Raw genomic sequence first — 23,097 nt, forward strand, 5'->3', positions numbered from 1 at the left:
ACAGGCGAATCCGCTTCCCTGATGGGGTTAAATAACGGATGGTGTCACAATGACACTCCATAAATTATAAATTATTTTATTATAATCCACTGTTTCAAAATAGTTAAATGGTTTTCTTGGAACTTCTAATTCTTCTATTTTAGATATCTCTCCTCTTAAGTACTGGTCTATGCGTTTTTGAACATATTCCATTCTGTTTTTCAAGCCTCCAAGCCTTACAACCTGTACTTCAAATCCAAAGGATTTGTTTTCCTTATGCCATTGATAAAAGAAGCTTTCATAAAAGGATTCTAATTTATTAATTAATCTTGGCAAAATCGCATCTTTAATCTCTAATAACATTTCCCTGTCATTTTTGTCATAAGCAGCTTTTAAATCCACTCCTAGTTTTGCTTTTAATGAAAGTACATCACACAATTTATACAGCGTATCAAACAGGTACCCATATCTATCCGCCTTGCAGATTTCTTTTAATTCCATTGCATTTTTTTCATATGCTTCGTCAATAGTATCAAATACCAGAGAATCAAAGGTACCTATGAGCAGATCGTTGTACAATAAAAATTTACTTGCATTGTTTCTGTCATAATCAGAAGGTTCTATAATTCTGTTAGGTAAATCCAGCTTCATAAAATCATCAAAATCAATTCCGGTCAAAGCTAAAAAGGAATCTTTTTCAAACTGATCAGAATATGCTTCTTCCGCGTAATAATAAATAGAAGGCAGAATGGAATATACACTTGCTTCCGCTCCATTATCACCCCAGCAGGTTAATAAAAAGCTGTCCGTTCCTACATTTTTGCATGCTTTCATGGATTGTTCCCCTGTCTTTATGCTAAACAGATTATCCGGAGCAAATCCGGTCCACTTCCATGCACCACCTGCAAACCCTACATTGTCTGAAATCTTTTTATGCAGCTTCAAGTTATTCTCATACCTGGAAGAATCCAGAGAATAATAATCCCAATAAATAAGTTTTACTTCTTTTGGAATCTTATCAAATAACCCTTGTATCTCTCCATCAATTTCCGTATTATAGTAATCTCCTCCCGAAACCAATCGAAAGAACATATCACTCCACATTCTAGGTTTAAAATCGTATTTATCACATAATTCTAAAACTTTATTAAGATGTTCCAACATAACATCAAAACGGTTTTTATATCCGTTCTTATCCAGATATTTGCCCAGTCCAACCATATGGGCTTCATCCATGCCAATATTAATATTTCTGCTGGTAAAATGTTTAGATGCTGTCTTAAAAATATTCTCCAATAATTCATAGGTTCTTTCTTCACCAACCAGTAGAATATCCCCATAATCTATAATCTTATCGTATCTTTCGTATCTGGTTATCTGATTTAGATGTGCCAAAGTCTGAATACAAGGTATTAACTCGATTCCAAAAAGTTTGCAATAGTCATCGATTTCTTTTATTTCCTCACCCGTTAAAGCGCCTCGCATATAACCAAAGTATTCCTCGTTCTCAACTTCCAGAGTATCCTCTGTATATAATTGCAAGGAATTATACCCAAGCAATGCAAGATGCAAGACTATATCCTTTATTGTCTCTGTTTTTAATACTGCATTTCTTGATATGTCCAGCATAATGCCAAAATCTTTGAAACTGCACTCCTGTTTTATATGTAGGTCTTTCTTATCTCCCTTTGCATATAGAAGAAATATGCCCCGGAATAAAGTATGTAAACTACTGAACTTTATTTTATAACCTTCTGCAGTGCTGTCAACTGCAAGTCCTGATTCCGTATTTTCAAGTTCCACACAGATTCCGTCACTTGAAATTGTAAATTGTAATAGTTTTTGTAGTTCTGTAATAGCATTCATCTGCAACCCATTGCAGTTTTTAAAATGATACTTTCTCATAATCATGCTCCTTTCAAAGTCTGGAGACTTGCTGCATGCACAAATCTCCGGTTGAAAGAATTTCAACCATTGAAGGAAGGAAATTTTTCAACCTTCTCTTCTATTAAAGAAGTTCTTTAATTACTCCATGTAAGCCTTCTGCCATTTTCCAAAAACCTAAATCTGTGGGATGTATAAAATCCACTGTATACTCATCAAAATAATCGTCGAAGAGGTCATTTCCATTATAAAAATAAATATTGTTATCGCCCTGTCTTCTTTTTTCTTCCACTGTATCTAGTTGGAATTTACGATAATGTTCTCTATTTTTCTGCAATGTTTCATCATAAAAGTCAGCTAAATATTGTATTCTTGATAAAACAAGGATTGGAATGTCAGGGTGCTTCTTCCTTATAATATCTATAAAGCCGGATAGTGAAGCTTCTAACCTGCCGGTTGTAGCTGCATTGGCTTCATAATCCAGCACTACCATGGAAGCATCTTCAATATCTGCGATTAATTCTGCCATCTCGTATTCCCCAAGACCATTGGCGGAAAAGCCCAGATTAATAACTTCTCTGTTCAGCCATCTGCTCAATATATTAGTATAGGCCGTTCCCGGACGAGCAGCACAACCACCCTGAGTTATGGAAGTTCCATAGAAAACAAGTTTCCCCGGTGCTGCAAATGGCTTTGGTGGCAATACCTCTGCTCCATCATCTACTCCTATTTCTACATACTCCACTCCGTCATATAAGGGAAAGTTAAGGAGTACATCTCTGATTTGACCCACAGGCAAGTTTGCAATGATTTCACATTCATATTCTTTATATTTTACATCAAATTTTGTAATACCGTAAAATTTAAGACGTTCCCCATTTTGCCCCATATATAAGTCAAATCCGTTCTGACCACTTGCAGCCATATTGACCATATCATGACCAATTTTATTCTTTGCCCTTACTAGTATTTTGGAAGAATTGGTTCGGAAAGCAACTTGCCCTCCTGCAGTATCCTCGCTTAATATATTTAGGTTGTTATTAACCCTCTCAAACAACTCTTTTTTACTAAGAGGCAATCTTCTATAAACTCTGTCTTCTGAAAAATATTGAAAGCCGCTTAATCTTAAAGGTGCTTCATATGGTTTAAACCACTTAATGCCTTCTGTTGATGTCAATCCGTTATTCGACATATTCTTATCAATATCTCTAATATCCTTTTCCATAACAACTACCGACTTCTTTCCAAATTATTATTAATTTACCTAAAATTGTGAAAATAATTTTTATTTCGACTCACTAAATGAAAAATATTTTTTTTATTAGTATTATCCTATAACTTTTTAACCAATAAGTCAATATATTTCATAAAAATAAATAAAAAATATTTTCAAAAGCTTTGGTTTTGAAAAATATTTTTATTTTTACTTGCTTTTTCCTATATTTATACTATAATTTTTAATAAAGGAAACCTTGCATTCTTATATGTAATACCTTATTTTCAATGTAAAAAACAAAAAAATGAAAATAATTTTTATTTAACGGTGAAAAAGAAAATTTTAATGAAAGGCTGCCACCTGAATTCTTTTACACCTATATTTGGCAGTGTCGTAAGTATTCTTTACGATATGGATTTGGTCTTGTTATGAATATATTAGCCTTAGATGTTGGGGGTACCGCAATTAAGTCTGCACTGATTAATAACGGTAAGATTTTAAAAGGGGATGAATGTTTATCGGAAGCCAGGCTTGGAGGCCCCAAGTTAATTCAAAATATTATGAAAACCATTGATTCTTATCCTGATTATGATGTAATAAGTATAAGCACTACCGGGCAGGTTGACAGCGAAAAAGGCTGTATTATATATGCTAATGAAAATGTACCTAATTATACAGGAACTAAATTAAGCGAAATTATAAAGGAAAAATATAAGAAGCCAGTCTTTATTGAGAACGATGTAAATGCTGCTGCCATTGGAGAAGGTTTTTACGGAGCCGGTAAAGGTGAAAAAGATTTTCTATGTCTTACTTATGGTACCGGTATTGGAGGTGCTATTGTTTTTAATAGTAAAATATACAAAGGCAGTCAAGGCGTAGCAGGAGAAATGGGCCATATGGTTACCCATATAAATGGTTTGTCCTGTAACTGCGGCCACAAAGGATGCTATGAACAGTACGCATCTACCACTGCCCTTTTACGGGATGCCATGGCCTATGATGCGACTCTTAATACTGGATATTTGATTTTTGCAGAATTGGAGCAAGGCAATAAAGAGATAAAAGATATAGTAGATAACTGGATTGATGAAATTATATATGGCTTAATTAATTTAGTACATATTTTTAATCCTTCCTGCATTATACTGGGGGGCGGAATTATGAAACAAAAGTATATCATCGATTCCATTAATGACAAAATCCAAAATAAAATTATGGATAGCTTTCAGGGAATAAAGATAGTTCCTGCACAACTAGGTAATAATGCAGGTGTCTATGGTATGGCTGCCATAGCGGAACAAATGTTAAATAAATGAGATTTTTTATCAACTCATACAAAAAGACAGTTTTTAAAATTTTTTCCCCTGTTATAAATACACCTTTTATATTATAATCTGTTATAATAGGAATTAATATTTAAATAAGCATAAGAAAGGAAATAGAAATGAAAATTATTGAAGCAAAAGATTATAAGGAATTAAGCAGAAAAGTAGCAAACATTATCTCCGCACAGGTGATATTAAAACCAAATTGTGTATTGGGCCTTGCAACTGGTTCCACTCCCATTGGAACCTATAAGCAATTAATTGAATGGTATGAAAAAGGTGATATTGATTTTTCAAAAGTTACCAGCGTAAACTTAGATGAATATTGCGGTTTAGAAACCAGTAACGAACAAAGTTACCGTTATTTTATGAATCATAATCTTTTTGATCACGTAAACATTGACATAAAGAATACAAATGTTCCCAATGGATTAGCTGCTGATGCAGAGGCGGAATGCAAAAGATATGATCAATTAATTGAAGATTTAGGCGGTGTTGATTTACAGATACTTGGAATCGGACATAATGGTCACATTGGTTTTAACGAACCGGACACTACATTTGAAAAAGGAACTCATGTTGTTGAGTTAGATGAAACTACCATTAAGGCAAATGCAAGATTCTTTGAATCCATAGAAGAAGTTCCAAAGAAAGCTATCACTATGGGTATCAGATCCATTATGTCTGCAAAGAAAATTATCTTAGTTGCTAATGGTCCGGATAAGAAGGAAATTATAGACAAAGCTATCTACGGTCCTATAACTCCTGAAGTTCCTGCATCTGTTTTGCAACTTCATCCGGATTTAACAGTGGCTTATTGCTTTAATGCCTAATAGCATAAAAGATTTAAAAGAAAGGATGTGTCAAATATGAAATTTATAAATGCAGAAGTATTTGTAGATGGCAAATTTCAAAAAGTAGATTTCGAAGTGAATGAGGATAGATTTACACTTATTAAAGATAATTTGTCCTCTGATAACGACAACGATTGTATAGACTGTGAAGGTAAATTAATTTTACCCGGATTTATTGATATCCATTCCCATGGCTGTGTTGGTTACGACTTTATTAATGCCAATGTGAATGAAATTGAAAAAATGTGTGAGTTTTATGCCGGCAATGGCATTACTTCTATCTTAGCAACTACTATGACTATTGATCCTGAAATTCACAAACAGGCCATGAGAAATATTAAACAAGCCATTGATTCTAAAGTGAAAGGCAGCCGAATTGTAGGAATTAATATGGAAGGACCTTTTCTTGGCTTGGATAAAAGAGGGGCTCATGATCCTAAGTTTTTAATGGATATTGATGATGATTTTTTTGACGAATTAAATCAGTTATCCGGCAACAACATAAGAATTGTGGACATAGATCCAAAGCTATCCCATTCTAAAGAATTTATTGAAAAGTATTCAGATTCTCTTACTGTTTCTCTTGCACACACAAGCTGCAATTATGATACAGCCAACAAAGCAATTGAAGCCGGAGCATCCCACGTAACCCATTTATTTAACGCAATGAACGGTTTACATCACAGGGAACCAGGTATTGTAGGTGCTGTTTCCGATAATGAAGTACATGCGGAGATTATATGTGATGGTATACACATTCATCCAAGTGTTATCCGTCTTATGTTTAAAGCAGATGCAGACAAACTGATTCTTATATCCGACTCCATGTGCGCTGCTGGTCTGGAAGACGGTATCTATGAACTTGGGGGACAAAAAGTTGTTGTAAAAGACTACAAAGCCACTTTAGAAGATGGAACTATAGCCGGTTCTACCGTTAATGTTTACGAAGCATTGAAGCGCGCTATCCGTTTTGGAGTTCCAAAAGAAAAAGCTATTCTTAGCGCAACTATGATTCCTGCCCAATCTATTAAGGCAGAAGATCAAATTGGCTCCATTGCAGTTGGAAAAAAAGCTGACTTTATAATATTAGATCCGGATTACAATATCGAGAAAGTTTATCTTGATGGTGCTTTAATATAATATAAAAATGAAAGGGTACCCTTGTCAGTTAACACAACTCTGTGTCTGCTGAAAGGGTACCCTTTTGTTTTAACTATATTTTTAAAAACTTCTGTTTACTGTTAATCCAAATACAAATTCATAAAATATGCATCATAGAATTTTCCATCAATATGAAAGAACTTTTCATAGTATCCTATTTGTTTAAAGCCAAACTTCTTATAAAGTTGTATGGCATTTTCATTATCCGCTTTAACCGTTAATTGAATAACGGAAAGTTTCGCCTTCTCTCTTCCAAATTGTATTAGTTCTTTCATCATAGCTGAACCAATACCTTTATTCCAATATTCTTTTTTAACTGAAATAGCTATTTCTCCCCTATGTGATATTCTTTTTCTTCCGAAAGCGGATAAGCTTCCTACCGCTACTATATTACCATTATCTTTCGCCAATAGCATAATAGAATTTAATGAACCATTGAAATCTTTTATAAATTTTTGTTCCTCTTCTATTGTCATATAAAACTCATTTTTACCAAATAAAAGATTATCGCTTTCTCCCCCTACTATGTTCAAATAATTAATAATAGCTTCTGCATCTTCTTCTACAGCTTTCTTAATTAATATGCCCTTCATGAAATTTTCTCCCCTTTACATATATGATAATCTATATTACTTTTCCCTCAAAACTATGTAGCCGGCAGCTGAAAGTTTGTAATTATTTCTCTTTATTTAAAAATCGATTCTTAATGAATAAAATTGCACAAATTAGAAAAATAACACCTAGAACAACAATAGTGATTTGGGTAAAAGTATCCGTTCCCTTAACTATCTTTTCCCAGGAAGCACTGGCTACTACACCTAAAATTACCAATACTGTATTCCATATAAGAGAACCTATGGTTGTAAATAACATAAATATTCCAAACTTCATATTTGCCATTCCAGCAGGTATGGATATTAAGCTTCGAACAATGGGTATACATCTGCAAAATAAAACAGTACTTTTGCCTTTGCTATTAAACCAATCACAAGCTTTAAATACATCCTCTTTTCTAAAATGCAATATCTGACCGATTCTCCCATCCAGAATCTTTCCAAGACGTTCCGCTGATAATATACGTCCTACTCCGAATAAGACCACAGCACCCAGTAAAGAACCTATGGTAGATGCCACCACAACTCCCCAGGCATGTAATTGTGTATATGTTGTCATAAATCCGCCAAAAGTTAATATTACCTCAGAAGGTATTGGAGGAAATATATTCTCTAGCATAATTAGCATAGATATTCCCAAATACCCAAAATCATCCATAATGTTAATAATCCAATCCTGCATAAGCAAACTCCTCTAATTTTTACTAATTCAATTCATTATATTGTAAATTAATAATTTTTACAACCCCAAACTTCTATCAATATAATGATAGCCAATATAACCTACTTATGTTATTATTTACATAAATCATTGTGAAATATCTTTTGATTAATTTAGAGAGATTGGGGTGTTTTTATGAATTTCTTAGATAATACCGGCATATGGATTTATTTTATTATTTTCTTTGGTAAAATTCTGGAAGTAACCGTTGCAACCGTTCGTGTTGTACTCATTAACCGTGGAGAGAAAAAAATTGGGGCATTTATTGCATTCTTTGAAATTTTAATATGGTTATTTGTTACTGGAACAGTTTTAGAAGGCTTTCAAGAAGACATGTTACGAGTTGTGGTATTTGCATTGGCATTTTCTATAGGAAACTATTTAGGTTCCTGGATGGAAAACAAATTGGCTTTTGGGCTGAGTTCTATTCAGGTTATTGTGCCAAACAACGAGCAAAGCCATGCATTGTTAGAAGATTTAAGACAAAGTGAATTTGCCGTTACTATAATTAAAGGACAAGGCAAAGATGGAGAACGAGATTTAATGGTACTTCATTTGTTGCGAAAGCGTATACCGAAAGCAATGGAAATAATACATACTCATTTAGAAAATGCTGTTATTATTATTAATGATGTAAAAACCCTAAAAGGTGGATATATTAAAAAGTAACAAAAAATAATTTCTATTTCAAGTTAAAAAATCAAAATATCCAATGGTTCCGGAAAATAATACCGGAACCATTTATTTTTATTAAAATCCGCTAAAAGAGCCGCCTAATACAATATTAAGTTGTATATTCCTCAATTTGACTAGTATACCAGTCCGATGATATAATTATTCCCATCATAAAAACAGCTTACAATACAAATCCTATTAATGTCGTCCTGAAAATCTGCATTTCAATAGGAGGAGTCTTATGAACAGAGTACACTATAATGTATCCGGACTACTGAATAATTCTGTAAAAACTCAAGTTAAAAACGTTTTAAGCGAAATTGATGGAGTTCATAAAATCAATGTGGACTTAGGCAGAAGTTCTATCGAGGTAGGTTATAATGATTCCACAAATGAAAATGAAATCAGAAATAGTATTGAACATGTAGGATGCAGAATTGAATAATTGTTACCATGTCGTTATCGCATTTCAATGACATTTACTATCGGAAGCTGTCGCAAAATAATAATCTGTTATTCAGAATTCATTTAATGTAACTGAATGAATTCTCAAAATAGATATTTTGCAGCAGCTTCTTTTTTTTACATCGTTGTTATTGCATTTTACCTATCCTTTATAATCTAAAACAATATTATTGAAATATTTAACAAATATTTTCAATTTTCTTAGATTTTTTAATCTATTTCTAATCTTACTCTTATTTACTCACCTCCAATATTATAGTAAAATTATTAAATAAGTATAAAGAAATTAGTTTAAAGGGAATAATGTAGTAGAACTTCCTTTAATTAATTTATATTTTCTTTTACACAAAAAACTAAAATTAGAGAGGTGTTTTTATGTGGTTTTCAAAATCAAAAGATGACGTCACCAAAGAATTGAACGTCAATCCTTCAACCGGTTTGACCACTCAGGAAGCGAAAGCCAGACTTGAGAAATATGGTCTTAATAAGTTGAAGGGGAAACCAAAGAAGAGTTTAATTTCTCTTTTCTTTGCGCAACTTAAGGATATGCTAATCTATGTCCTGTTAGCCGCCGCTGTTATCACAATATTCATCGGCGAATATGTTGACTCTATTATTATCCTTTTAGTTGTACTTATTAACGCAGTTATCGGTGTAGTTCAGGAAGCAAAAGCCGAAAAAGCGGTAGAAGCCCTTCAGAAAATGACAACACCGAAATCCCTTGTAAGACGTGATGGAGAAGTTAAAGAAATTAATTCCGAGGAGGTTGTTCCCGGTGACATTATTATATTAGATGCAGGAAGATTCATTCCTGCCGATTTGCGTTTATTAGAAAGTGCGAATCTACAAATAGAAGAATCTGCGCTTACTGGTGAATCTGTACCTTCTAGCAAAGATGCAGATGATATTCATGAAGATCCTAAAACACCAATTGGTGATAAATCAAATATGGCATTTATGTCTACCCTTGTTACTTATGGTAGAGGTGAAGGTATTGCTGTAGCCACTGCTATGGAAACAGAAATCGGTACCATTGCTAAGATTCTGGATGAAGATAACGACGAATTGACTCCATTGCAAAAACGTTTAGAAGAATTGGGAAAAGTCCTGGGATACTTATGTATTGGTATTTGTGTTCTTATCTTTGGTATTGCCCTTTTACAAGGAAGAGATTTATTTGAGATGTTCTTAACAGCAATCAGTTTAGCAGTAGCCGCAATTCCAGAAGGTTTAGCTGCTATCGTTGCTATTGTTTTAGCATTAGGTGTTACCAGAATGTCTAAGATTAATGCAATTGTTAAAAAACTTCCTGCAGTTGAGACCCTTGGTTCTGTTAATATTATTTGTTCTGATAAAACAGGTACATTAACACAAAACAAGATGACTGTTGTAAAGAATTATACTATTGGTAATTTAAAAGATGTTTCCGTTACAGGTGAAAATCTTACACCTGCTAATGATGAGGCAGAATTAATTTGCTCCTTCGTACTATGTTCTGATGCTACTTATGAAAATGGAGAAGGTACCGGAGATCCTACGGAAATCGCTCTTGTTGTATTAGGCGATAAATACAACATGAAGAAATCGGATTTAAATGTTAAGTATAAGCGAGTTTCCGAAAATCCTTTTGATTCAGATAGAAAGTTAATGTCAACTCTAAATGTTGAAGATTCCGGTTACAGAGTTCATACAAAAGGTGCTATTGATAACTTATTAAAGATATCAACTACTGCACTTGTTAATGGAAAAGTTGTTCCATTAACAGAAGAAATAAAATCTGATTTATTAAAGAGAACGGAAGATATGTCCGATGCGGCACTAAGAGTTCTTGGTGTTGCTTATAAAGATACAACAAGCATGATTGCTCCGGAAGAAATGGAGAAAGATTTAACTGTTATAGGTATTGTTGGTATGATTGACCCTCCTAGATTAGAAGTAAAAGACTCCATTAAAGAAGCAAAACTTGCAGGTATTACACCTATTATGATTACCGGTGACCACAAAAATACCGCTGTTGCTATTGCAAAAGAATTAGGTATTGCTGAATCCATTAACCAAAGTTTAACAGGTGCTGAAATTGATGAATTATCCGATGAAGAATTCTCTGACCAAATTAATAATTACAGAGTATTTGCCAGAGTTTCACCGGAGCACAAGGTTAAGATTGTCAGAGCTTTTAAAGCTCACGGAAATATTGTTTCCATGACAGGTGACGGTGTAAATGATGCTCCTTCCTTAAAATATGCGGATATCGGTGTTGCTATGGGTATTACCGGTACTGACGTTGCTAAGGGTGCCAGCGATATGATTTTAACAGATGATAACTTTACAACCATCGTAAATGCAATTGAAGAAGGTAGAAATATCTATAATAACATTAAGAAATCTGTTATTTTCTTACTATCCTGTAACTTAGGTGAAGTTATTACCATATTACTATCCATTATCTTCAAGTGGCCAATACCATTAACTGCTACTCAGCTTCTTTGGATTAACTTAATTACTGACGCACTGCCAGCTATTGCTTTAGGTGTTGATCCAGGCGATAAAGATGTTATGAAGAAGAAACCAAGAAATCCTAAGGAAAGCTTTTTCGCAGGAGGTGCCGGTGTCAGAGCAGTAATTGGCGGTGTTTTAATCGGTTGCCTGACCTTACTTGCTTTCTATTTTGGCTTAACAGAGCGGGGATATTTATTCGGTGCCGGAGACCCTACGGAAGATCAGTTATTATATGCCAGAACAATGGCTTTTGTTGTACTTGCAGCATCCCAATTGTTCTACTCTTTATCTGTAAGAAATTCATCAAAATCCATTTTCAAAATCGGTTTATTCTCTAATATGAAATTAATCGGTGCTATTATAGTTGGATTTTTACTTCAAGAAATAGTTATTTCTGTTCCGGTATTAGCAAATGCATTTAACGTACACAATTTACCTCTTAATGACTGGGCAATTGTAATTGGATTTGCATTGATTCCTCTTATTGTAAATGAAATTATTAAATTCTTTATGAAAGTTGCTGAAGAAAAACAAGAATAAAAACAATAGCTAGCATAACTTTTAGTGAATTTAAGGAAAGGATATATATCGTAACATTACTACGGCTCTTGGTACAAAATACTGAGGTGGATTCTCTGAATTCCACCTCAGTGCTGTACTTAGAGCCATTACTTTTAAGTTTATAATACATTCTTTCTTATTAAGATGTAATAAATGGACATTAGAATGTAATTTATGCTATTTTATATTTTCGCAATATCTACTAAAGTAATATTGTCTTTATCTGCATTTTCCAGACTAGTAAGTAAAGCATTGGCTGTATCAAGAGAGGTTAAGCAAGTTACTCCGGTCTCAATGGAGTTACGGCGGATTAAGAATCCATCCCTTGTTTTATCTCTGCCCTGTGTTGGAGTATCAATGACTAAATCAATCTCATGGCCTAATATTAAGTCTAATATGGTTGGTGCTTCTTCATCCACTTTATGAACCGGAATGGCTTTTACACCATTCTCATTCAATATTTTTGCGGTATTTCTTGTTCCGTAGATTTCATACCCCAAAGCCTGAAAACGTCTTCCAACTGTAACAGCATCCTTTTTATCTGCATCTTTTACCGTTATAATCATCTTTTTATGCTCAGGCAGGTTTATACCAGCTCCTAAAAATGCCTTATATAAGGCTTCATTAAAAGTCTTTGCGATTCCCAAACATTCACCGGTGGATTTCATCTCCGGTCCCAGACTAATGTCAGCACCCCGTAATTTTTCAAAAGAAAACACCGGCATCTTAATGGCTGTATATTCAGCTATGGGAGTAATTCCGGTTCCATAACCTAAGTCTGATAATTTATCTCCCAATATGACTCTGGAAGCAAGCTCTACAACCGGAACTCCGGTAACTTTACTGATATAAGGAATGGTTCTGCTGGAGCGGGGATTTACCTCTATTACATATACCTGGTTATCATATATTATAAATTGTATATTTATTAATCCAATGACTTGAAGGGATCTTGCCAGCTTTCTTGTATAGTCTACGATTACCCCTTCTATCTCATGGGATAAACTCTGTGGCGGATATACCGATATGCTGTCACCGGAATGAACACCTGCACGTTCTACATGTTCCATAATACCAGGTATCAGTATCTCCTCCCCATCGCACACTGCATCCACTTCCACTTCTTTTCCCATTAAATATTTATCTACCAGAATCGGATGTTCCTGCACATTCAGATTAATAATATTCATGAACTCCCTGATATCCTCATCGGATATGGCTATCTGCATTCCCTGACCTCCTAATACATAGGAAGGTCTTACTAATACGGGATATCCTAATTCATTGGCAGCCTTAACCGCTTCCTCTGTCGTAAATACCGTATGGCCTGCAGGCCTTGGTATGCCGCATTTTTCTAGAATCTCATCAAATAATTCCCTGTCCTCCGCGGCATCTACATTCTCAGCTGAGGTACCAAGAATCTTAACCCCCATTTTCAATAGGGCTTCTGTTAATTTAATGGCTGTTTGACCGCCAAATTGAACTACTGCACCCTCTGGCTGCTCCAAGTCTACTATGTGCTCCACATCTTCCGGTGTTAGAGGTTCAAAATAGAGTTTATCTGCAATATCAAAATCTGTGCTGACGGTTTCCGGATTATTATTTACAATAATGGTTTCATAGCCGCTTTTACGTAATGCCCATACACTGTGAACAGAACAATAGTCGAATTCAATACCTTGCCCGATTCGAATGGGACCGGAACCTAAGACCAGTATTTTTTTCTTATTTTTAATTGTTACCACTTCGTTTTCACTGTCATAGCAAGAATAATAGTAAGGTGTGGCTGCTTCAAATTCGGCAGCGCAAGTATCTACCATCTTAAAAGTTGGAATAATCTTATATATTTCTTTTCGTAATTTCCTAACCTCTTCTAAAGATTTTCCTGAAAGTTCAGCAATTACCCGATCCGGATATTCCAACCGTTTAGCTTCCAACAATAATTCTCTTGTTAAAGGCTGATTCTTTAAGTACGATTCTATTTCTACCAAATATACGATTTTGTCTAAAAACCAAATGTCTACTTTGGTAATAGAATGAATCTCTTCCAAAGAAATGCCTCTTCTAATGGCTTCTGCTATTACAAATATTCTTCTATCATCTATAATATATAATTTTTCTTTTATATTTTCCTTTGTAAATCCTTCATAATTTCCATGATACAGGCTATAAATATTCTGTTCCAAAGAACGGATGGCTTTCATCAGGGCACCTTCAAAATTGGTGCAGATACTCATTACTTCCCCTGTTGCCTTCATTTGGGTGGTTAACGCTCTTTTTGCCATAATGAATTTATCAAAGGGCCATTTTGGAATCTTAACAACTACATAATCCAGTGCCGGTTCAAAGCTGGCATAAGTTTTACCGGTAACGGCATTCTTAATTTCGTCCAGGTTATAGCCTAAGGCAATTTTTGCTGCAACTTTTGCTATCGGATAGCCTGTGGCTTTAGAAGCCAACGCAGAGGAACGGCTGACTCTTGGATTTACTTCTATTACACAATATTCAAAGGTATTGGGATTTAGTGCATACTGTACATTACACCCGCCAGTAATATTTAACTCTGTAATAATATTCATGGCTGAGGTTCTTAGCATTTGATATTCTTTATCAGAAAGTGTTTGAGAAGGAGCTACAACGATACTGTCTCCTGTATGAACTCCCACGGGGTCCAGATTTTCCATATTGCAGACCGTAATACAATTTCCCTGACGGTCTCTCATTACTTCATATTCGATTTCTTTCCATCCGGCAATGCTTCGTTCAATTAAACATTGTCCTACACGGCTCAGTCTAAGACCATTGCTGCAGATATCTGTAAGCTGTTCTTCATTATCCGCAATTCCGCCGCCGCTTCCCCCTAATGTATAGGCAGGGCGTACAACAACGGGATAACCGATTGTATCTGCAAAAGCTTTTGCCTCTTTCACCGTGGTGACCACAGTACTTGGAGCACAGGGTTCTCCTATTTTCTCCATAGTATTTTTAAATTCCTGACGGTCTTCTGCTTTTTTAATGGTTTCCGATGTGGTTCCTATCAGGTTGATCTCCTGTTCTTTTAAAAATCCGGATTCTTCTAATTCCATAGCTATATTTAAGGCTGCTTGTCCTCCCAGGGTTGGCAGAACGCTGTCCGGTTTTTCTTTTAAAATAATCTTTTTTACAAACTCAGGTGTTAATGGTTCAATGTAAACTGCGTCTGCAATATCTTTATCGGTCATAATAGTAGCGGGATTAGAATTTACCAGCACTACCTTAATACCTTCTTCTTTCAAGGATCTGCAGGCTTGTGTACCGGCATAATCGAATTCTGCTGCCTGTCCGATTACAATGGGACCGGAACCAATTACTAATACTTTTTTAATACTTTCTATCTTTGGCATTATTTTGACACCTCCATCATCTGTATAAACTCATCAAAGAGAAACTCTGTATCCTGTGGTCCGGAACAAGCTTCCGGATGAAATTGGACGGTAAATATATTCTTTCCCAAATAATGGAGCCCTTCTATAGTTCTATCATTGACATTTATAAAGCTTGGCTCCACTATACTGCCACTTAAACTTTCCCCCTCAACCACATATCCATGATTCTGCGTAGAAATGTAGACTCTTCCGGTCTTTAAATCCTTGACCGGATGGTTGGCACCTCTGTGACCGTATTTCATTTTTCTTGTATTACCGCCGTTGGCAAGAGCCATAAGCTGGTGTCCTAAACAAATAGCAAAGATAGGAATATTACTGTCATATAGTTTTTTGACTTCCTTAATGATATCAACATATTCCTTAGGGTCTCCAGGACCATTGGATAGAATGATTCCATCCGGATTATCTTTAATTATATCTTCTGCTTTTGTAAATGCGGGGTACACTGTAACATCGCATCCTCTTTTCAGCAGGCAGTCTGCTATGTTCTTTTTAGAACCTAAATCCAATAATGCTATGCTAAACTTACCGGTTTTGTAAGGATTCACTTTAAGTCCGCTTCTTGCCTGCTCTGCCTCTGTGGTCTTATAATCTTTGGAAAGAAGATTTTCCTTTTCCTTACAGGTCACTATATTCATTGTATTAGTGGAATGATGATTCTTTAGTTTCTCAATAATTTCCAGACGGTTAAAATTCTCATTGGTAGTAATCATACCATTCATGGTACCTTTTTCTCTCAAAATCTTCGTTAATGCTCTGGTATCAATACCTTCTATTCCTGGAATATTTTTTTCTATTAAGAATTTCTCAATACTTCCCTCGCTTCGGAAATTACTTGGCCGCCTTGCTATTTCTTTAACAATATAGCCTCCCACCCATGATTTTGCCGACTCCATGTCTTCATAGCAAATACCATAGTTGCCTATCAGCGGATATGTCATTACAACGGCCTGACCGGCATAAGAGGGATCCGTCAGTATTTCAAGATAACCGGTCATAGAAGTATTAAATACAATCTCGCTGATTATTTCCCCAGTTGCTCCAATACTTTTTCCCACAAAGACAGTACCGTCTTCCAGAATCAAAAATGCTTTCATAACTTCCTTCCTTTCAAAAACTTGTCTACAGTAACAATAAATTTGCAAATTTATAAAAGTAACTATGATTCTATTTTTCTTATAACCGGTATAAATATTTTTATTTGAACTTTCATTTCAAAAGAAATGTTATATAACATGATATTTACTTTCAGCAAAGAGTAGATAATACCATGGTTATTCCTCTTTTACTGTGCTAATTATAGGTACCCAAATTGATAAGATTCTATCACAACTGTTTTTTAAATACAATAAGTTTTTTCATTTTTATTCAAATGTACCTATTATTATTCATAATCTTATTTATAAATATATATAATAAATAATTATTTTTTATCTTGGGGTAAATTAAAAGCCGAGTAAGTTTTTATCATAAACTCACTCGGTTTAATAGTTGAACCTTTTTAATAATTTAACTTTCTATTTTTAATACTTTTTTAGAACAAACTTTATTACTTACTTTCACTGTCTGTAAAATACCGTCTTTATTAACTTTCCACTATTATGTCTTCAAAGCCTCTTAACTAATTTATTTTTCAATTTCTTGAATCTGCTTATAATTCTGCAATACGTGTTACTGCTACATATAGTTCAGATATACGATACCATGTAGGGAAATCAACGATTCCCGTAGCAGGCAAGCCAAAAACTCTTTGAAATGCTCTTACCGCTTCGGCGGTATTTTGGCCGAAACTTCCATCCACTGCAACTTTTGGTATAGCACTATAAACATCAGCAACTGCATTTAACTGTTCCTGAATCATTCTTACCGGCTGCCCGGTGGATCCAATTGTTAAATTATTTCCTGGCCAGGAGGCAGGTACACCTGCTACTTCCGGTGCTGAATTAATAAATATTGAATCACCGTAAAAATTACGTAGTATTTGGATGGCTTCGTAACCTTGATCTCCAAGATATTTGCTTCCCCATTGGGTCATCCTTATAGTAATAGGGTATGTATTGTAAAACGCATTATGAAGGAGATAGGAGAATTGTGAAGGAGATAGGATTGATTATCCCAACTCGTTACAAGGTATTTTAAAGTAAGTAATATTATGTTACTATAAGTTAATAAGATATTACGCTAAACAAATAGCAAAAGAGCCTTTACACTACACTTTTTACAAATATGCCGGAGATTTTTAAATTTCTCAGGCATGTAATTTATTTATTATTTTTTTACTTTCAACTATGAATATAACCTATGATAAATTAACACACTACGGGAATAATATTGGAGGATATGATATGTGCGGCAGATATTACATCGATGACGAAACATCGAAAGAAATTGAAAAAATTCTACAAGATCTTGATAAGAAAAATTCTAGCAAGAACTATAAAACCGGAGAAATATCTCCCACGGATAGAGTTCCTATTTTGGTAGCACAAAAAGATGATATTATTCCAGATTTACTTGCATGGGGATTTCCGAATTCAAAAAGCAGAGGAGTTATAATTAACGCCCGGTCCGAGACGGCTTTTGAAAGAAATATGTTCCGGGAAAGTCTAATATCCAGACGCTGCATTATACCGGCAAATGGATTTTACGAATGGAACAAAAATAAAGAAAAAATCTACTTCACCCAACCAAACAGTGATATCATTTATATGGCCGGAATATACAATGTTTTTAATGAAGAAAATCGGTTTGTAATTCTTACAACGAATGCGAATCCCTCTATTGGGGATGTGCATGATCGAATGCCGCTGATTCTGCAAAGAGAGCAGCTTCATTCTTGGTTGTTTGATAATAGCCAGACCCAAGATTTTTTAAAGCAGGTTCCAACTATCTTAGAAAGAAAAGCCGAATTCGAACAAATCCAGCTGGATCTTTAGTCAAAGTGGTATTCCTCTTGCCTACAGGCAAGTTTATCCCCTTACACTACGGCTCTAACCTCATTACCACTACGTGACATTCAATGCCGGAAACCATAAAGGTTAATGGAAAAATAACCATTCAGCAGGAACCCTCACTCTTGCTGAAACAAGAAAGTTCGCCTGATAAGGTTAAATTTCTAATTATCGCATAAATTTACATTCATTCCCTCTTTACTTTAGAACATGTGTTTGTTATACTTTATTCTAACAAACGTATGTTCTTTTTTATGTGAGGTAGTAAAATGGAAAAAGTAATATTTCACATTGACGTTAACTCAGCATTTCTAAGCTGGGAGGCCGTTTATCGCCTAAAACATTTAAGAAGTACAAAAGATTTGAGGGAAATGGTTGCTGCCGTTGGTGGTGATATGGCTATGCGCCATGGAATTATATTGGCAAAATCACCACTAGCAAAGAAGTATGGTGTCCGAACCGGCGATAGCATTATGGAGGCAAAACAGAAATGTCCAAATCTTATTCTGGTTCCTCCCAATTATAATCTGTATGAACACTCTTCTACTGCCTTTATGCAAATACTCAGAGACTATTCTCCCGATGTGGAACAATACAGTATCGATGAGGCCTTTATGGATATGACCGGCACCGAAAGGCTTTTCGGTTCTCCCGTCATTGTAGCTCATAAAATAAAAGATCGGATTCAGAGAGAATTGGGCTTTACTGTGAACATTGGTGTTTCCTCCAATAAACTTTTGGCCAAAATGGCAGGAGATTTTAAGAAACCCAACCTGGTGCACACTTTATTTCCAGATGAGATAAAAGAAAAAATGTGGCCTCTACCGGTATCCGAACTTTTTTTTGTTGGCCGGGCAACCACGAAAAAATTATTCGGCCTTGGGATACACTACATTGGTGAATTAGCAAATGCGGATCCCGTTATGCTTAAGTCATATTTTAAAAAGCATGGTGAAGTCATTTGGGCCTTCGCTAATGGTTTAGATATGTCCGTAGTTCAATCCTCTCCTCCTCCCAACAAGGGATATGGTAACAGTACTACAATTCCCTTTGATGTAACCGATTCCAGCACTGCCAAATTAGTCCTCTTAGCCCTTGCAGAGACTGTGGCAGCACGTTTGCGTAAACATGAGGTAAAAGCCGAGGTAATTGCTGTTGGTATCAAGGATTATAATTTTTCCTATGCCTCCCACCAAAAAGTTCTTACCGCTGCAACGAATATAACCCTGGAAATTCACAAGGCTGCCTGTACCCTATTTGACGAACTTTGGAATGGTTCCCCCATAAGGCATCTGGGTATTCACACTAGCCGGATAAAGGACTTTGATTTTAACAGACAAATAAATATGTTTGATACAGAAGATTATGAAAAACTGGAGTCTGCTGACCAGATGATTGATACCATTAGAAGCAAACATGGAATCGACTCCATTAAAAGAGCTGTGTTCTTGAACAATCCTATAGACCATATGTCCGGAGGTATTTCCAGAGAAAAGAGAACTGTAGACTATAGTAAATTAAAAATAGATAATTATTGAAAGGAGTATTGTCATGTCTGCTTTTGGAATCGGTATAAATAGCCAAAGCACTAATGATGGAGAAATTCAAGGTAATCAATTAGAAATAGCCTGTGCTTGCTGGTTTACAAGCCAGAAAAGGGCTATCCCATACATGATAAAATTCATAGATGAAAATAGTGAAATGCAGACTGTAAGAGAAATTAAGGTGATTTATACGGAGCCAAAGAATTATTCCGGGATTCCTTCCCTGGAATATACCTGTGAAATTGTAATAAATGAAATCCGCCATAATGTTAAATTGATTTTTTTTATGCATGAATGCAAATGGATCATGACTTTTCTATGATGTTCCCGGAGGAATAACCCTCCGGGATAATTTTATATTTTTTTAAGGGTATTAATAGTACCCTGACCTACTGAATACCCGGTGGCCTTGCTCCAATCCCAACCTTTTGTTTCTGCAAAAATTAGAACTGCTATCCTGGTTTTAGAATCATATTCTCCAGTCACAGGTATTGTGTAATTAGGATTGGCCTTATTAAGGCGATCTTGCAGCCATTTGATGGCCTTGGCATCTGACAGATGATTGATAGGAGCAGTGGGGACATAGTCTCCTTTTTCCGGAACATATTTTATACCAGTATATTCACACAGACCCTTGGCAATTTCTATGGCACTTTCTTTCCAATAGGTTTCATTAGCCATCAATTCTACGGCCTCCCGCTTATTTGTCATAAAGGCTAATTCGATAAGGATTGCTCCTTTTACATCCATGTTGTTGCAGTTACACATTGCAAGGCCGGCAGGAGATACGCCTCTATCCTTTTGGTAACTTCCTTGTAATAAGTGCTTTAGCACCGCATCCGCTATCTTTTTAGATTGACCTGCATACTTATTATGTATGTAGATACCAATTCCCTCGGTGCTGTTAAAGCTGTTACCATCACCAAATGCGTTGAAATGGATTGATATACTATAATCACAGTCAGCTTTTGCTATGGCCGTTTGTCTGGCTAATAAAGCAGTATCTTCGTCATTAAAAGCGTTATCATCATCCCAACCGGTACGGGTCGTATCGAATCCGCAGCGGATCAATTCTTTCTCCAAATAATACGCCACTCCTACGTTAGCAATGTGTTCTCTAAACTGTTCACCCTTCTTAATGGTTATTTCTCCATTAACCTTTATGGTTTCCGGCATTGGCGGTGTTCTCTTTCCGGCAGTATTGGCCCCATGACCTGCATCAATGTTTATTCTCACACTATTCACCTTCATTCTTTTTCTTCTCGCTTTGTGTCCCAAAGTAAAAAGCAATAATTGTAGTGAAAATCATCAGAAATTGCTCACTGGTAACATCTCCTCTAACTGACAAAAATGCAAATATGCCAGTTAGAATTATAGTTACGATGGATTTTACATTAATAAGTTTCTCTACTTTTTCTATCATAATATTCACCCTTTCATAAGGATTGTATGTACCAAATAATAAATCCTACGAGAGTTGTTATTAATAATCCCATGGACCACTTTATCGTTGATATGAGGCTTTTAATTTGCTCACATAAGTTGCTTATTTGGACTTCTGACCTGGATTGGTATTGCTCTAGCTTGTCAAGCCTATCTCCATGGTTATTTAACCTTTTTTCGTGGGTTTCCAGTTGTTTTGTGACATATTCTTCATTCATGGATTATATATATCATCCTTTCATTGTAGAGTAGGTCAGAGGGCGTAAGCCCTCTTTCCCCTCATCAAACCGTGCATGAGGTTTTCCCTCACACGGCTTTCCGACATTTTCTTTCTACAGCTTTGTGTTATGCAACAGACATTCTTTTTAGTCCTTTTTTGTAAATGTTCTTTCTAACAAATCTCACCTTCGACATTTTATTTCGTCCTTGATGCTTATTGTTATACCATCTCGTAAAGGTACAGATAATGTACCAGTCTAGTGCTTGCATCCATTTATTGCTTGTATTGGTCTGATAGTAATTTCTCCATCCCGTGATTTTCAGATTTAGATTCTTTATTAGATCTTCTTCCTTTGCTACAAGTAGTTGTCTGCTGTTTACATTCACTTTCACCGTTGCTTTTATTTTCTTCATAGCTTTCTTGCATGGATACTGATACGTTTCTTGAAACGTTTTTCCATGCTCTGTTTCCGTAGTCATTCTTCTGTGATGCATTCCAAGGAAGTCAAATCCCTCTTTTCCATCCCACATACATACTACTTTCGTTTTTACTGGATGTAACTTTAATTCCAGTTTTCCCATGATGTACTGTAACAGCGACAATGCATGATTTGCTCTTTTCTTGTTTTTACAGATGATAACAGTATCATCTGCGTACCTTACGAGTTTTCCATGGGTAAGTCCATACTTTTCCCGTAGTCTGTCTAGTGTATTTAGATAGATATTCGCCAGCAGTGGCGAAATAACCGAACCCTGACTTGTGCCGAGTTCACTTATTTCAAGTATGTTTCCATACATAATTCCCGCTTGCAACCACTGTCTGATTAACTTTAGGATTCTTCGGTCTGAGATTCTTTGTTCTACGAGCGTCATCAGTTTTTCTTGATTTACGTTATCAAAGAACTTTTCAATATCTGCATCAACTACATAATATCCTTTGTTATTGCATGCCTTTCTAACTACTTCTAGCGCCTGTTTTGCACTACGTTTCGGTCTGAATCCATAGGAACACTCCTTAAAGTCCGCTTCGAATACGGGCTCTATCGCTATTTTTGTAGCCATTTGAACAATTCTGTCTCTGACCGTTGGAATCCCTAGTGGTCTCTGGCTTCCATCTGGTTTTGGTATCATGACACGTTTTACTGGCGACGGTCTATAATTTCCACTCTTTATTTCTTCTTGAATTTCTGTTAAATACCGATTTACACCTTTTGCTTCGATGTCTTCAATTCCAATTCCATCTATTCCACTAGAACCTTTGTTAGCCTTTACTCTTTTCCATGCTTCAAACAGTACATCATCTCGATATACTTTGTCATAAAGTGCATGAAATCTTCTACTACTGCATTTCTTGGCTGTTAGATATAGTTTGTTTTGAAGTTGTCGAACTTTGTCTTTGGAGTTATTAGTCTGCATGACATTCTCTCACTCTTACCCTCTCTACAAACTTGAATGAAGTAGGGAACCTTTCCTAATCTGCGTTTTCTTGCACAGACATCATAGGTGTCGGGTAAGGGAGTTACTTTGCAGTCACTCCCTCCCCAAAGAACGGAACGTGCAG

The 23,097-nt window shown here is 35.6% G+C and carries 19 protein-coding genes and 1 pseudogene; 9 read left to right on the forward strand and 11 right to left on the reverse strand.

Going from position 1 to position 23,097, the window contains the following annotated elements:
• Nucleotides 1-27: 27 nt before the first annotated feature.
• Entirely contained in the window at nucleotides 28-1,884 is a 1,857-nt protein-coding gene (locus RT261_RS15070) for a beta-N-acetylhexosaminidase (RefSeq protein WP_313133698.1), read from the reverse strand.
• 103 nt (nucleotides 1,885-1,987) lie between these two features.
• Entirely contained in the window at nucleotides 1,988-3,088 is a 1,101-nt protein-coding gene (locus RT261_RS15075; RefSeq protein ID WP_313133700.1) for an SGNH/GDSL hydrolase family protein, read from the reverse strand.
• 419 nt (nucleotides 3,089-3,507) lie between these two features.
• Here RT261_RS15075 and RT261_RS15080 point away from each other — a divergent pair, with 419 nt between their 5' ends.
• The 3 genes from RT261_RS15080 to nagA all read left to right on the forward strand — a co-directional run bounded on the left by RT261_RS15080 (nucleotide 3,508) and on the right by nagA (nucleotide 6,398).
• Nucleotides 3,508-4,395 (forward strand): ROK family protein, encoded by an 888-nt coding sequence (locus RT261_RS15080; protein ID WP_313133702.1) that lies wholly within the window; start codon nucleotides 3,508-3,510, stop codon nucleotides 4,393-4,395.
• Nucleotides 4,396-4,523: 128 nt separating this feature from the next.
• Complete coding sequence (nagB, locus tag RT261_RS15085; protein WP_313133703.1) at nucleotides 4,524-5,237, forward strand: glucosamine-6-phosphate deaminase; 714 nt, start codon at nucleotides 4,524-4,526, stop codon at nucleotides 5,235-5,237.
• Nucleotides 5,238-5,273: 36 nt separating this feature from the next.
• Entirely contained in the window at nucleotides 5,274-6,398 is a 1,125-nt protein-coding gene (nagA, locus tag RT261_RS15090) for an N-acetylglucosamine-6-phosphate deacetylase (protein ID WP_313133704.1), read from the forward strand.
• 101 nt (nucleotides 6,399-6,499) lie between these two features.
• On the opposite strand, the gene RT261_RS15095 is transcribed toward nagA, so the two are convergent.
• Together RT261_RS15095 and RT261_RS15100 are read right to left on the reverse strand one after the other, a co-directional pair.
• Nucleotides 6,500-7,012, reverse strand: coding sequence for a GNAT family N-acetyltransferase (locus RT261_RS15095; RefSeq protein ID WP_313133705.1), 513 nt, complete (start codon nucleotides 7,010-7,012; stop codon nucleotides 6,500-6,502).
• A gap of 82 nt (nucleotides 7,013-7,094) precedes the next feature.
• Nucleotides 7,095-7,715, reverse strand: coding sequence for a DedA family protein (locus tag RT261_RS15100; RefSeq protein WP_313133707.1), 621 nt, complete (start codon nucleotides 7,713-7,715; stop codon nucleotides 7,095-7,097).
• A 174-nt stretch (nucleotides 7,716-7,889) separates the two neighbouring features.
• On the opposite strand from RT261_RS15100, the gene RT261_RS15105 reads away from it, so the two are divergent.
• The 3 genes from RT261_RS15105 to RT261_RS15115 all read left to right on the forward strand — a co-directional run bounded on the left by RT261_RS15105 (nucleotide 7,890) and on the right by RT261_RS15115 (nucleotide 11,933).
• Nucleotides 7,890-8,423, forward strand: coding sequence for a DUF2179 domain-containing protein (locus RT261_RS15105; protein WP_313133709.1), 534 nt, complete (start codon nucleotides 7,890-7,892; stop codon nucleotides 8,421-8,423).
• Between the two features lie 247 nt (nucleotides 8,424-8,670).
• Complete coding sequence (locus RT261_RS15110) at nucleotides 8,671-8,874, forward strand: heavy-metal-associated domain-containing protein (protein ID WP_313133711.1); 204 nt, start codon at nucleotides 8,671-8,673, stop codon at nucleotides 8,872-8,874.
• 395 nt (nucleotides 8,875-9,269) lie between these two features.
• On the forward strand, nucleotides 9,270-11,933 hold the full coding sequence (locus RT261_RS15115; protein WP_313133713.1) for a cation-translocating P-type ATPase: 2,664 nt from the start codon (nucleotides 9,270-9,272) through the stop codon (nucleotides 11,931-11,933).
• Between the two features lie 203 nt (nucleotides 11,934-12,136).
• On the opposite strand, the gene carB is transcribed toward RT261_RS15115, so the two are convergent.
• The 3 genes and pseudogenes from carB to RT261_RS15130 form a co-directional block, all read right to left on the reverse strand.
• Nucleotides 12,137-15,337, reverse strand: coding sequence for a carbamoyl-phosphate synthase large subunit (gene carB / locus RT261_RS15120; protein ID WP_313133714.1), 3,201 nt, complete (start codon nucleotides 15,335-15,337; stop codon nucleotides 12,137-12,139).
• Entirely contained in the window at nucleotides 15,337-16,476 is a 1,140-nt protein-coding gene (locus tag RT261_RS15125; protein ID WP_313133716.1) for a carbamoyl phosphate synthase small subunit, read from the reverse strand. The genes carB and RT261_RS15125 overlap by 1 nt, the downstream gene beginning before the upstream one ends.
• 554 nt (nucleotides 16,477-17,030) lie before the next feature.
• Nucleotides 17,031-17,414: pseudogene (locus tag RT261_RS15130) on the reverse strand (peptidoglycan-binding protein); the annotation flags it as partial.
• A gap of 253 nt (nucleotides 17,415-17,667) precedes the next feature.
• On the opposite strand from RT261_RS15130, the gene RT261_RS15135 reads away from it, so the two are divergent.
• From RT261_RS15135 to RT261_RS15145, 3 genes are all read left to right on the forward strand, one after another.
• Nucleotides 17,668-18,315, forward strand: coding sequence for an SOS response-associated peptidase (locus RT261_RS15135; protein ID WP_313133718.1), 648 nt, complete (start codon nucleotides 17,668-17,670; stop codon nucleotides 18,313-18,315).
• Nucleotides 18,316-18,599: 284 nt separating this feature from the next.
• On the forward strand, nucleotides 18,600-19,868 hold the full coding sequence (locus tag RT261_RS15140; RefSeq protein WP_313133720.1) for a DNA polymerase Y family protein: 1,269 nt from the start codon (nucleotides 18,600-18,602) through the stop codon (nucleotides 19,866-19,868).
• A gap of 13 nt (nucleotides 19,869-19,881) precedes the next feature.
• Nucleotides 19,882-20,196 carry a hypothetical protein gene (locus RT261_RS15145; protein ID WP_313133721.1) on the forward strand — a complete coding sequence of 105 codons (315 nt, stop codon included), beginning with the start codon at nucleotides 19,882-19,884 and terminating at the stop codon, nucleotides 20,194-20,196.
• Nucleotides 20,197-20,228: 32 nt separating this feature from the next.
• On the opposite strand, the gene RT261_RS15150 is transcribed toward RT261_RS15145, so the two are convergent.
• The 4 genes from RT261_RS15150 to ltrA all read right to left on the reverse strand — a co-directional run bounded on the left by RT261_RS15150 (nucleotide 20,229) and on the right by ltrA (nucleotide 22,952).
• Complete coding sequence (locus tag RT261_RS15150; protein ID WP_313133722.1) at nucleotides 20,229-21,110, reverse strand: N-acetylmuramoyl-L-alanine amidase family protein; 882 nt, start codon at nucleotides 21,108-21,110, stop codon at nucleotides 20,229-20,231.
• A gap of 1 nt (nucleotide 21,111) precedes the next feature.
• Nucleotides 21,112-21,297: a hypothetical protein gene (locus RT261_RS15155; RefSeq protein ID WP_313133725.1), complete on the reverse strand. Its 186-nt coding sequence runs from the start codon at nucleotides 21,295-21,297 to the stop codon at nucleotides 21,112-21,114.
• 13 nt (nucleotides 21,298-21,310) lie between these two features.
• Nucleotides 21,311-21,535, reverse strand: a complete 225-nt coding sequence (locus RT261_RS21175) for a hemolysin XhlA family protein (protein WP_313133727.1) — start codon at nucleotides 21,533-21,535, stop codon at nucleotides 21,311-21,313.
• Nucleotides 21,536-21,662: 127 nt separating this feature from the next.
• On the reverse strand, nucleotides 21,663-22,952 hold the full coding sequence (ltrA, locus tag RT261_RS15165) for a group II intron reverse transcriptase/maturase (protein WP_313133728.1): 1,290 nt from the start codon (nucleotides 22,950-22,952) through the stop codon (nucleotides 21,663-21,665).
• Nucleotides 22,953-23,097: the final 145 nt, after the last annotated feature.

Source organism: Anaerocolumna sp. (assembly GCF_032079385.1).
In the GTDB taxonomy this organism is placed as follows: domain Bacteria; phylum Bacillota; class Clostridia; order Lachnospirales; family Lachnospiraceae; genus Anaerocolumna.